Source organism: Rhizobium sp. PRIMUS64, from assembly GCF_023006465.1.
GTDB lineage: Bacteria > Pseudomonadota > Alphaproteobacteria > Rhizobiales > Rhizobiaceae > Rhizobium > Rhizobium leguminosarum.
Genome location: NZ_JALBGX010000182.1, coordinates 1 through 11,620, shown reverse-complemented (window position 1 = coordinate 11,620; position 11,620 = coordinate 1). Strand labels below are relative to the sequence as shown.

Here is an 11,620-nt window from a genome sequence, read left to right as displayed (position 1 = left end):
CCTCGGCGCTTCGAAGATGCAGATGGTGTTCCACCACGTTCTGCCGCTCGCCATGCCCGGCATCCTCACCGGCACGATCATCGGCCTGGCGCACGCGCTCGGCGAAACCGCGCCGCTGCTCTTGATCGGCATGGTCGCCTTCGTCGCCAACGCGCCGACGACGCCGCTCGATCCCTCGACGGCTCTGCCCGTACAGGTCTATATGTGGGCCAACGAGGCCGAACGTGCCTTCGTTGAGCGTACTTCGGGTGCCATCATCGTCCTGCTCCTGTTCCTGATCGTCATGAACATGGGCGCCATCCTCTTGCGTCGTCGCTTCGAGCGCCGCTGGTAAACGGAGTTAAACATTATGAATATGTTGACGGAAGCTGCAGTTGAAAAGGCGCTGGATCAGAAGATGAGCAACGTCCCGTATAAGATGATCGGAAAGGATGTCTCGGTTTATTACGGCGAGAAGCGCGCGCTTTTCGATGTGAACCTGAACGTCCGCGAAAACACCGTAACCGCCCTGATCGGCCCGTCCGGCTGCGGCAAGTCGACCTTCCTGCGCAGCCTCAACCGCATGAACGACACGATCGACGGCTGCCGCGTCACCGGCAAGATCACGCTTGATACCGACGATATTTATGATCCCGATATCGACGTCGTCGAACTTCGCGCCCGCGTCGGCATGGTCTTCCAGAAGCCGAACCCGTTCCCGAAGACGATCTACGAAAACGTCTCCTACGGCCCGCGCATCCATGGCCTTGCCAAGTCGAAGGCCGATCTCGACCAGATCGTCGAGACCAGCCTGCAGCGCGCCGGTCTCTGGAACGAAGTCAAGGACCGCGTGCACGAATCCGGCACCGGCCTGTCGGGCGGTCAGCAGCAGCGCCTCTGCATTGCCCGTGCCGTTGCCGTCAGCCCTGAAGTCATCCTGATGGACGAACCCTGCTCGGCGCTCGACCCGATCGCCACTGCCAAGGTCGAGGAGCTGATCCACGAGCTGCGCGAGAACTACACGATCGTCATCGTCACCCACTCCATGCAGCAGGCCGCGCGCGTCTCGCAGCGCACCGCAATGTTCCACCTCGGCAACCTCGTCGAGGAGAACGACACCGACAAGATGTTCACCAATCCCGACGATCCGCGTACCCAGGACTACATCATGGGCCGTTTCGGCTGATTTTGGCGACGCGAAGCCTTCCCGTTATTCGAGGATAAAGCCCCATGGCATCGACACATATTTTTTCTGCCTATGATGATGATTTGAAGTTCCTGTCCAGGCGGATTTCCGAAATGGGCGGCCTGGCCGAGCAGATGGTCAGCGAAGCCGTGCGCGCCCTCGTCAACGGCGATACCGCGCTGGCGCAGAAGGTCATTTCGGACGATGTGATCCTCGATCACGCCGAACGCGAAATCGGCGACAAGGCGATCGTCACCATCGCCCGCCGTCAGCCGATGGCTTCGGACCTGCGCGAAATCATGGGTTCGATCCGCATCGCCGCCGATCTCGAACGTGTCGGCGACCTCGGCAAGAACACCGCCAAGCGCGTCATCGCCGTCCAAAGCACCGGCGTTCCCCGCAAGCTTGCCCGCGGCCTCGAGCATCTGTCCGAGCTGGCGCTCGTCCAGCTCAAGGAAGTGCTCGACGTCTACACCAATCGTTCCGCAGACAAGGCGAATGCGATCCGCGAACGCGACAACGAGATCGACGCGATGTACACCTCGCTGTTCCGCGAGCTCCTGACCTACATGATGGAAGATCCGCGCAACATCACCAGCTGCACGCATCTTCTCTTCTGCGCCAAGAACATCGAGCGTATCGGCGACCACGCCACCAACATCGCCGAGACGATCTTCTACATGACGACAGGCGCGCAGCCGGAAGGCGACCGTCCGAAGGACGACAGCGCCAACACCGTCGGCGCGGTGACGGAATAGCCGCCCGGGCCAGTCGCCCGGACCAGTCAATTGCGTGCGCGCCCGTCCGGGCGCGCAAAGAGGTCGCAGCCAATTTCTGAATTTGCGCAGGATGCATTGCTTAAATCACCCCCGATTTAAGGATCATGCGCGAGGAGACCGACACGCATGATCCCGAGAGTTGCAGTTGTTGAAGACGAGGAAGCCCTCAGCGTGCTTCTTCGCTACAATCTCGAAGCGGAAGGCTTCGAGGTCGATACCATCCTTCGTGGCGACGAAGCCGAAATGCGGCTTCAGGAGCGCACGCCCGATCTTCTCATCCTTGATTGGATGCTGCCCGGCGTCTCCGGCATCGAGCTCTGCCGGCGTCTGCGCATGCGGCCGGAAACCGAGCGCCTGCCGATCATCATGCTGACGGCGCGCGGCGAAGAGAGCGAGCGTGTTCGCGGATTGTCGACGGGCGCCGACGATTATGTCGTTAAGCCCTTCTCGACCCCCGAGCTCGTTGCCCGCGTCAAGGCGATGCTGCGCCGCGCCCGCCCCGAGGTGCTGTCGACGGTGCTGAAATGCGGTGACATCGAGCTCGACCGCGAGACCCATCGCGTCCATCGCAAGACCCGCGAAGTCCGCCTCGGCCCCACCGAATTCCGCCTGTTGGAATTCCTGATGTCGTCACCGGGTCGGGTCTTCTCCCGCTCGCAGCTTCTGGACGGCGTCTGGGGCCACGATATCTATGTCGACGAGCGCACCGTCGACGTCCATGTCGGCCGCCTGCGCAAGGCGCTGAATTTTTCCAACATGCAGGACGTCATCCGCACCGTCCGCGGCGCCGGTTATTCGATGGAAGCCTGAGGGCTTCCATTTGAGTTGCTGACAAATCCCTGGCAAAACCGCGACGTCATCCTCGGCCTCGTGCCGAGGATCTGCGCTCGGCACAAGGCCGAGCATGACGGAGGAAAACCTGAGCTTCCATCCAGCAACAAAAAAACGGGCCACTCGGCCCGTTTCTGCATTCTAACGATGGTCAGCCCGCTCAGCTGGCCCGCGCGGCTGCCCGGCGGCGTTCGTTGACCGGCTGGTAGGCAAGCTTCTGGTGATAGCTGCAATAGGGCGAATTGTCGGGGGATTCGCAGCCGCAGAAATGGAAGTCGTCCTTCAGCGGATCGCCGACCGGCCACTTGCAGGTGCGTTCGGTCAGTTCCGTCAGGCCGAGGCGTCGGGAAATCGGCACGACCACGTTGCCTCTCGGCACGTATTCCATTTCCTCGATCGTTTCGATCTCGATCTCTTCCTTCAGCATGGTCGCGCCCTGCTGGCGGGTAACGGTGCGCGTGGCGACCCGTGAGGCGTAGTTCGGCGCGCGCGGCGCCGACGTATTGCGCTTCGGCGTTCGTGCGGCGGTGTTGGTGCCGCCGGCCTTGGCACGGCCCGGAAGGCTCAGCCGGTGCACTTTGCCGATGACCGCATTTCTGCTGACTCCGCCAAGCTGCGCAGCGATCTGGCTGGCGCTCAGTCCTTCGGCCCAAAGTTTCTTGAGTTTCTCGACCCGCTCGTCTGTCCAGTTCATGCCCTGTCTCCACCTTTTGCGTTGGTGATGGCAGAATCCCTCACCGTTGTCCCGGGAGCTCCGAAACAAGAAACGCTTGATCAATTTTGGTGACTAGTTCCGCCGCATGCAGTCTAGTAATTGATCTTTAACCTAGTGTGAGGCTGACTCCGTGACAAGAGTCGCATGAATCCGGATGAATCGAATTCGTAGTTTTCCCCAACTTGCTGCCTCTGCGTGGCATTTCTGCAATAATGCCTGTTGAAGACTGAAAATGCCGCTGTACACCCTTGCTGCATACGCTAAGGGCGCAGTTTTGTTGACATTGCAGCGCGAAAAGGAAATAGTGCCCCTCGCCGCCGCAAGGCGGCATTTTTGATTTTTCGGGCCTGGTTTCCTTAGCCGGAGTCATTGCCCGGCAACTTGATGGAGATCGCGCCATGGCTGAAGCCGCGCCGCTTTATGACACCTATTCTCGTGCCCCGCTGCGGTTCGAGCGAGGCGAGGGCGTGTGGCTGATCACCGAAAGCGGCGAGCGATATCTCGATTTCGGCGCTGGCGTTGCCGTCACGTCAGTCGGCCACAGCAATCCGCATGTCGTGGGCGCACTGAAGGAGCAGGCCGACAAGGTCTGGCACCTGTCGAACATCTATGAGATCCCCGGTCAGGAACGTCTGGCAAAACGGCTGACGGACGCCACCTTCGCCGACAAGGTGTTCTTCACCAATTCGGGTGCCGAGGCGCTCGAATGCGCGATCAAGACGGCGCGCCGCTATCAGTTTTCCAAGGGCCATCCCGAGCGCTTCCATATCATCACCTTCGAAGGCGCCTTCCACGGACGGACGCTGGCGACGATCGCTGCCGGCGGCCAAGAGAAATATCTCGAAGGCTTCGGCCCCAAGGCGCCGGGTTTCGATCAGGTGGCTTTCGGCGACATCGAAGCGGTCCGCGCCGCGATCACCGATGCCACGGCTGGAATTCTCATCGAGCCGGTGCAGGGCGAGGGCGGTGTCCGTCCTGCCACCACCGAGTTCATGAAGGCGCTCCGCCAGCTCTGCGACGACAACGGCCTGCTGTTGATCCTCGACGAGGTCCAGACCGGCATCGGCCGCACCGGCAAGCTCTTCGCCCATGAATGGGCGGGCGTGACCCCCGACATCATGGCTGTCGCCAAGGGCATCGGCGGCGGTTTCCCGCTCGGCGCCTGCCTTGCCACATCAGAGGCCGCCTCCGGCATGAAGGCCGGCACGCATGGCTCGACCTATGGCGGCAATCCGCTCGCCATGGCCGTCGGCAGCGCCGTGCTCGACATCATCCTTGCCGATGGCTTCCTCCAGCATGTGCGCGACGTCGCACTGGTCTTCCGCCAGGGCCTCGCCTCACTGAAGGATCGTTATCCCGATGTGATCGAAGATATCAGAGGCGAGGGGCTGTTGCTCGGCGTCAAGGCTGCCGTTCCCTCAGCCGAACTGCTGCAGGCGATCCGCGCCGCCCATCTGCTCGGCGTGCCCGCCGGCGACAATGTCATCCGCCTTCTTCCGCCCCTCGTGGTCACCGCCGAGGAAGCCCGCGAGGGCCTTGCCCGCATCGAGCGCGCCGCCGAGAGCATTCGCGCCTCCAAGGTCAAGAAGACGGCTTGACGAGATTGCCGCCTTCGGGCGCAGCACAGGTAAGAAGACTATGGCTCCTAAACATTTCCTCGATCTTTCGGCGGTCACATCAGCCGATCTCAGAACCATCATGAACGATGCGCTCGCCCGCAAGCAGGCCTTCAAGGCCGGCAAGGGCGACAAGCCGCTCGCCGGCAAGATGCTGGCGATGATCTTCGAGAAGCCGTCGACGCGCACCCGCGTCTCCTTCGACGTCGGCATGCGCCAGCTCGGCGGCGAAACGCTGTTCCTGTCCGGCACCGAGATGCAGCTCGGCCGCGCCGAGACGATCGGCGACACCGCCAAGGTGCTGTCGCGCTATGTCGATGCGATCATGATCCGCACCACCGAACATTCGCGGCTGGTCGAGCTTGCCGAGCATGCGACCGTGCCTGTGATCAATGCGCTGACGGATGACACCCATCCTTGCCAGATCATGGCCGACATCATGACCTTCGAAGAGCACCGCGGCCCGATCAAGGGCAAGACCATCGCCTGGACCGGCGACGGCAACAATGTGCTGCATTCGCTGGTCGAGGGGGCCGCGCGTTTCGGCTACCGCATGAACATGGCCGTACCCCTTGGCTCCGAGCCCAAGGATCACTATCTGAACTGGGCCCGCAATGAGGGCGCCGAAATCATGCTCTGCCATGATGCCGACCGTGCGGTCGCCGGCGTCGATTGCGTGGTGACCGATACCTGGGTCTCCATGAATCAGGAACATCGGGCCCGGGGTCACAATGTCTTCCAGCCTTATCAGGTCAACGCGGCCTTGATGGCCAAAGCCGGCAATGATGCATTGTTCATGCATTGCCTGCCCGCCCATCGCGGTGAGGAAGTGACGGACGAAGTGATCGACGGTCCGCAATCTGTGGTCTTCGATGAGGCGGAAAACCGTCTTCATGCGCAGAAGTCGATTCTTGCTTGGTGCCTGGGCGCGATCTGAACCATAATCGGACGTCGCGAGTCACAAACTCGCGACCGCGTGAGCGAAGGGCACGCTGGCCCATCGCTCTGAAAACTAGGAGTGAAAGCCATGGCAGAAGCTGCAGCCGCCCTCGGCCAGTTTGATTTCGCCGGCGATGACCATGTCGTCCCCTTCCAGGTGGAGGGGCTGGATGTGCGCGGTCGCGCCGTCCAGCTCGGCCCGATGCTCGATGCGATCCTCGAGCGCCATCATTATCCCGCACCCGTTGCCCGGCTGCTTGCCGAAGTCGTCGTGCTGACGGTGCTGCTCGGCACCTCGCTGAAGTTCGACGGCAAGTTCACGGTGCAGACCAAGGGCGATGGCCCGGTCGATCTCCTCGTCGCCGATTTCTCGACGCCGGAAAATGTCCGCGCCTATGCCCGTTTCGATCAGGCGCTGCTCAATAAGGCGATCGAGTCTGGTGAAACCGAGCCGGAGCAATTGCTCGGCAAGGGCGTGCTCGCCTTCACCATCGACCAGGGCAAGTTCAGCCAGCCTTACCAGGGCATCGTCGCGCTCGACGGCACTACGCTGGAAGAAATTGCCGGCGTCTATTTCCGCCAGTCGGAGCAGATCCCGACGCGCGTCCGCCTTGCCGCGGCCGAACTCTTCGATCGTGACGATGCGGGCAAGCCGCGCCATCGCTGGCGGGCAGGCGGCCTCGTCGCCCAGTTCCTGCCGGAAGCGCCGGAGCGCATGCGCCAGCCGGATCTCCACGGCGGCGACGGCGACACCGGCAACCGCCCGCATGGCGAGGACGATGCCTGGGTCGAAGCCCGTTCGCTGGTCGAGACCATCGACGCCGATGAACTCACCGATCCGCTTGTCGGTACCGAGCGGCTGCTGTTTCGCCTGTTCCACGAGCGCGGCGTGCGCGTCTATGAACCGCGCGCAGTCTTTGATCGCTGCAGCTGCTCGCGCGACAAGATCAAGGGTGTGCTGAAGGGCTTTTCGGCCGAAGAGATCGAAGCCAGCCAGGAAAACGGCGAAATCGCCGTCACCTGCGAATTCTGCTCGACCACCTACCGCTTCGAGCCGGCCGAGCTTCAGCCGGCCGAATAGTTCTGAAAAGAGGCGGTGCGCTATCGCCTCAGTTAAGCACGCGCAGCAGCCCGGGGGAATCCAGCGAGAAGGCGGGGATGTCGACATCGAACATCTCGCCTTCATCCGTTTCCATTTGGTAATGGCCGAACATCAGCCCTGAGGGCGTGTCGAGCGGGCAGCCGGAGGAGTATTCGTAGGTGTCGCCGGGGCTGAGCCGCGGCTGCTCGCCGACGACGCCGGGGCCCGTGACCTCGTCCACCTGTCCATTCTGATCGGTGATGTTCCAGTAACGGTTGACCAGGCGAACGGCGATGCCGGAATTGTTGCTGATGACAATCCGGTAACCCCAGACATAGCGATCGTCGTCCGGATCGGATTGCTCCTCCAGATAGAACGGTTCGACTATAACTTCGATGTCTCTTGTGAGGGCGCGATACATGCCTTGCACCTTAGTCAAGATATGTTACCCGTATCTTATAAGAGGCCCTGTCCGTCAAGAAACGGAACAATTATCATCGCTGAAACGGCTGTGATCCGAAGGGTTTTCGATCGTTAAGCCTAATTGTCAGTGTTAATTCCGGTTCGGAACGCCGCGGCGGGCAAACTTGTTCCCCCGGCCTCACCTTGTGAGGTCCGGCACGGCCGAACCCCAAATGAGGTCCGGCCGCGTTTATCCCTAGATCAGGCCGAAACCCTGGCAAGCGCCCGCGCGAAATCCTCGATCAGGTCGTCGGTATCCTCGATGCCGGCCGAAAGGCGGACCGTACCAGGCGAGATGCCGAGTTCGGCGCGCGCCTCTTCCGTCAGGTTCTTGTGCGTCGTCGTCGCCGGATGGGTGATCAGGCTCTTGCTGTCGCCGAGATTGTTGGAGATTTTGACGATCTCAAGCGCGTTCTGCAGCGCGAAGGCCGCATCCTTGCCGCCCTTCAGCTCGAAGGCGACCAGCGTCGAGCCGCCAGTCATCTGCTTGGCGATGATATCGGCCTGCGGATGGTCCTTGCGGCCGGGATAGATCACCTTGGCGACCTTGCCTTGCTCGGCCAGGAAATCGGCGATCTTTGCCGCATTCTCGGTCTGCTGGCGCACGCGCAGCGGCAGCGTCTCGATGCCCTTCAACAGCGTCCAGGCGTTGAACGGCGACATTGCCGGGCCGGTATGGCGGAAATAATCGTGCAGGTTCTCGTCGATCCATTCCTTGTCGGAAAGCACGACGCCGCCGAGGCAGCGGCCCTGGCCGTCAATATGCTTGGTGGCGGAATAAACGACGATATGGGCGCCGAGCTCCAGGGGCTTCTGGAAGAGCGGTGTCGCAAAGACGTTGTCGACGACGACCTTGGCGCCGATCTGGTTGGCGAGCTTGGCGACGCCTGCGATATCGATCACTTCGAGCGTCGGGTTGGTCGGGCTTTCCAGGAAGAACACCTTGGTCTTCGCCGTGATCGCCTTTTCCCAGTTCGCAAGATCCCGGCCGTCGATCAGCGTGCAGTCGATGCCGTATTTCGGCGCCAGCGTCTCGACGACCCAGCGGCAGGAGCCGAACAGGGCACGCGCAGCGACGATATGATCGCCGGCCTTCAGCTGGCAGAGGATCGCCGCGGTGACGGCGGCCATGCCGGAAGCGGTGGCGCGGGCGTCTTCGGCGCCTTCGAGCATGCACATGCGCTTTTCGAACATGTCGTTGGTCGGGCTGCCGTAGCGGGCGTAGATGAAGCCCTCGGTCTCGCCCTTGAAGCGGGCTTCGGCCGCCTCCGACGTCTCGTAGACGAAGCCTTGCGTGAGATAGATTGCCTCGGACGTCTCGCCATATTGCGAACGCAGCGTGCCACCGTGGACGAGTTGGGTTGCCGGGCGCCAGGTCTTGCTCATGCCATCACCTTCACATAACAAAAAAACCGGTCGCAAAAGCAGACCGGTTTCAACCCGGTCTTTTTAGCCACTTGTTTAACGTGGCTGCAAGCCGACCGGCCAAATCACCACGGGATAATTCTGCAATACTGCTGTTAGCTGCTTGCGTCAATTCCCCGAGTTTGGTTTTGTCGGCGGCAAATGATGGATGAGGCATGATGGCTCGTGAAACGGGAATTCTGGCGGATCGCGCGATCTCCGCGCTGTTCGAAACGGAGCGTCTGATCTCCGAACGGGAGCTGGACCGCGACCAGATCCAGCCGGCAAGCCTCGACCTGCGCTTGGGCGCCAAGGCGTTTCGCGTGCGCGCCAGCTTCATGCCCGGCCCCTCGCATCTGGTGTCCGACAAGCTCGACCGGCTGAGCCTGCATGTGATCGATCTCTCCGAGGGGGCGGTGCTCGAAACCGGCTGCGTCTACATCGTGCCGCTGATGGAGAGCTTAGCGCTGCCGGCAGACATGTCGGCCTCGGCCAATCCGAAGAGCTCGACCGGGCGCCTCGATATCTTCACCCGCGTCATTACCGATTACGCCCAGGAGTTCGACAAGATCCCGGCCGGCTATTCCGGCCCGCTCTATCTCGAAATCAGCCCGCGCACCTTCCCGATCGTCGTGCGCCGCGGCTCGCGCCTGTCGCAGATCCGTTTCCGCGTTGGTCAGGCGCTGCTCGGCGAGCCGGAACTGTTGAAGCTGCATGAAAGCGAGACGCTGGTCGCCAGCAAGCTGCCCAACGTTTCCGGCGGCGGCATCGCGCTGTCGATCGACCTCGCCGGAGACAAGGAGGGCCTGATCGGCTATCGCGGCAAACATCACACCGCCGTCGTCGATGTCGATAAGAAGGCCCAGCACGACATCTATGATTTCTGGGAACCGCTCTATAGCCGCGGCCGCAACGAGTTGATCCTCGATCCCGACGAGTTTTATATCCTCGTCTCGCGCGAGGCCGTGCACGTGCCGCCGGATTATGCCGCCGAGATGACCCCCTTCGATCCGCTGGTCGGCGAATTCCGCGTCCATTATGCCGGCTTCTTCGATCCGGGCTTCGGCCACGCGCCGGCTGGCGGCCGCGGCAGCCGCGCCGTGCTCGAAGTCCGCAGCCACGAGGTGCCCTTCATCCTCGAAGACGGCCAGATTGTCGGCCGCCTCGTTTACGAGCATATGCAGGAAAAGCCCGCCAGCCTTTACGGCTCCGGCCTCGGCTCCAACTATCAGGCCCAGGGCCTCAAGCTCTCGAAGCACTTCCGCATCTGAGCCCTCCCGGCGGCCGCGACTTGACAGCGGCCCCCATCTGTTGGAAATCTCGCATCAACGCGGGTGTAGCTCAATGGTAGAGCAGCAGCTTCCCAAGCTGAATACGAGGGTTCGATTCCCTTCACCCGCTCCAGCTCCCGCAAACTATACCTGATGCGCCTAATCCCCGAAAAACCGGATCGGCTTGTACCGACGATGCGCGATGATCAGGCTTCTGTCGGGCTGGATGATGTAGGTTTCCTCCACCTGCTGGCCGTACTGGTCAATGAAATCATGCGGAAAGGCGGACCCTACCGGTGATTTGGTGAGTTTGGTGCGCGGTTGGCCACTATAGGTGATGCTTCCCGGTATGGGTTCGAGGCCTGGGCCGCCATAGGTGACGGTGCTGCATCCGGCGAGAACGAGCGTGCCGATGAGGCCGATGATTGCAGGTTTCATGTCCATCCCTCCCAAATGCCGTGAATGACATCACTCTACGCCTCGCCGGAGAGAGCTGACGACACGAAAGCCCATGCCGCTCTTCAATCCTTTGGGAAGCATCGCCGGGGACGTCGTGATCGAGCGGCCGGACGCCACCTCCACCTCTTGATATTAGGGTGATAATCCCGTTCCTCCAGATGCACCGACGCATCCATTGCCGAAACCGGTGCCGTCTGCTAGATCGGCATCGTCGAAAAAGGCAGGATCGGTTGAGGTAAGCCCGGTTCCTTCCGCTGGAGCGTTAAGCGCTCCGGCGAAGCTCTGCTCCGTGCCATGGCACGAGAACCCGCGACGTGATCCGCATGAAGATGCGGGATCCCGGCGGCGTGCGGAGACGGCAAAAAGGCAGTCCCGGGATTTTTTTCGAACGGAGACTGTCATGCGCCTGAACCATCTCGATTTCCACGTTCCCGATATTGCTGCCACGGCGGATTTCTTGATCCGTCATTTCGGCCTGAGACTTAAGGATATGCGCGGTCAGAACGGCCTCGCGATCCTGGAAGACGATGCCGGCCTCGAAATTGTCCTCAGCCACGCCATCGCCAAGTTCGGCACCGCCGATCAGGTGGAGATCGGGCGCCAGACCTATCACATCGGCTTCATTTTGCCCGAAAGGGCGGATGTCGATGCGGTCCATGCCGGGCTTGCGGCTGCTGGTGCTGATCTGTCTGGCCCGCCGGTCGCCATGCGCGGCGGCTGGCTGTTTTATTGCACGGCGCCCGGAAACATCCTGGTCGAGATCGGCTGGCGGCAGGGTTAGGTCCCCAAATGGCAAGGGCGGCCGCAGCCGCCCTTGCCAATGCCTGTTTTGACCGGCTCAGAATTCCGTCCAGTCGGGATCCGGGCTCGGCGACGTGCTGCCGCCGGCGCCGAAGGC

General features: G+C 61.7%; 13 protein-coding genes, 1 tRNA gene and 1 riboswitch. Of the genes, 10 read left to right on the top strand and 4 right to left on the bottom strand.

From position 1 onward, the window contains the following. The 4 genes from MOV76_RS35865 to phoB form a co-directional block, all read left to right on the top strand. Nucleotides 1-334 (top strand): ABC transporter permease subunit (locus tag MOV76_RS35865; RefSeq protein WP_247266323.1); only part of this gene is annotated, 334 nt, incomplete at its 5' end. A 15-nt stretch (nt 335-349) separates the two neighbouring features. After that, complete coding sequence (gene pstB, locus MOV76_RS35860; RefSeq protein WP_112905887.1) at nt 350-1,165, top strand: phosphate ABC transporter ATP-binding protein PstB; 816 nt, start codon at nt 350-352, stop codon at nt 1,163-1,165. Nucleotides 1,166-1,209: 44 nt separating this feature from the next. Then, nucleotides 1,210-1,923 (top strand): phosphate signaling complex protein PhoU, encoded by a 714-nt coding sequence (gene phoU, locus MOV76_RS35855; RefSeq protein WP_003556199.1) that lies wholly within the window; start codon nt 1,210-1,212, stop codon nt 1,921-1,923. Between the two features lie 147 nt (nt 1,924-2,070). Beyond that, nucleotides 2,071-2,754 carry a phosphate regulon transcriptional regulator PhoB gene (gene phoB, locus MOV76_RS35850; RefSeq protein ID WP_003545181.1) on the top strand — a complete coding sequence of 228 codons (684 nt, stop codon included), beginning with the start codon at nt 2,071-2,073 and terminating at the stop codon, nt 2,752-2,754. 181 nt (nt 2,755-2,935) lie between these two features. Here phoB and MOV76_RS35845 read toward each other — a convergent pair whose 3' ends face one another. Beyond that, nucleotides 2,936-3,469 (bottom strand): GcrA family cell cycle regulator, encoded by a 534-nt coding sequence (locus MOV76_RS35845; RefSeq protein WP_018447648.1) that lies wholly within the window; start codon nt 3,467-3,469, stop codon nt 2,936-2,938. A 419-nt stretch (nt 3,470-3,888) separates the two neighbouring features. Here MOV76_RS35845 and MOV76_RS35840 point away from each other — a divergent pair, with 419 nt between their 5' ends. The 3 genes from MOV76_RS35840 to MOV76_RS35830 all read left to right on the top strand — a co-directional run bounded on the left by MOV76_RS35840 (nt 3,889) and on the right by MOV76_RS35830 (nt 7,126). Continuing rightward, entirely contained in the window at nt 3,889-5,088 is a 1,200-nt protein-coding gene (locus MOV76_RS35840; protein WP_247266322.1) for an aspartate aminotransferase family protein, read from the top strand. 40 nt (nt 5,089-5,128) lie between these two features. After that, on the top strand, nt 5,129-6,043 hold the full coding sequence (argF, locus tag MOV76_RS35835; protein WP_018447646.1) for an ornithine carbamoyltransferase: 915 nt from the start codon (nt 5,129-5,131) through the stop codon (nt 6,041-6,043). A 90-nt stretch (nt 6,044-6,133) separates the two neighbouring features. Beyond that, on the top strand, nt 6,134-7,126 hold the full coding sequence (locus MOV76_RS35830) for an Hsp33 family molecular chaperone (protein WP_018244649.1): 993 nt from the start codon (nt 6,134-6,136) through the stop codon (nt 7,124-7,126). A gap of 28 nt (nt 7,127-7,154) precedes the next feature. Here the strand turns inward: MOV76_RS35830 and apaG are convergent, their stop codons facing one another. Beyond that, nucleotides 7,155-7,547, bottom strand: a complete 393-nt coding sequence (gene apaG / locus MOV76_RS35825; RefSeq protein WP_247266324.1) for a Co2+/Mg2+ efflux protein ApaG — start codon at nt 7,545-7,547, stop codon at nt 7,155-7,157. Between the two features lie 242 nt (nt 7,548-7,789). Beyond that, entirely contained in the window at nt 7,790-8,974 is a 1,185-nt protein-coding gene (locus MOV76_RS35820; RefSeq protein ID WP_130728801.1) for an O-succinylhomoserine sulfhydrylase, read from the bottom strand. Nucleotides 8,975-9,016: 42 nt separating this feature from the next. Beyond that, nucleotides 9,017-9,095: riboswitch (SAM riboswitch) on the bottom strand. 73 nt (nt 9,096-9,168) lie between these two features. Between MOV76_RS35820 and MOV76_RS35815 the strand changes: the two genes are divergently transcribed. Next, nucleotides 9,169-10,263 carry a 2'-deoxycytidine 5'-triphosphate deaminase gene (locus MOV76_RS35815; RefSeq protein ID WP_047617081.1) on the top strand — a complete coding sequence of 365 codons (1,095 nt, stop codon included), beginning with the start codon at nt 9,169-9,171 and terminating at the stop codon, nt 10,261-10,263. Between the two features lie 59 nt (nt 10,264-10,322). After that, a tRNA-Gly gene (locus MOV76_RS35810) sits at nt 10,323-10,396 on the top strand. Between the two features lie 26 nt (nt 10,397-10,422). On the opposite strand, the gene MOV76_RS35805 is transcribed toward MOV76_RS35810, so the two are convergent. Continuing rightward, nucleotides 10,423-10,701, bottom strand: coding sequence for a hypothetical protein (locus tag MOV76_RS35805; RefSeq protein WP_028731565.1), 279 nt, complete (start codon nt 10,699-10,701; stop codon nt 10,423-10,425). A gap of 421 nt (nt 10,702-11,122) precedes the next feature. Between MOV76_RS35805 and MOV76_RS35800 the strand changes: the two genes are divergently transcribed. Next, on the top strand, nt 11,123-11,503 hold the full coding sequence (locus MOV76_RS35800; protein ID WP_047617079.1) for a VOC family protein: 381 nt from the start codon (nt 11,123-11,125) through the stop codon (nt 11,501-11,503). Nucleotides 11,504-11,620 lie beyond the last annotated feature (117 nt).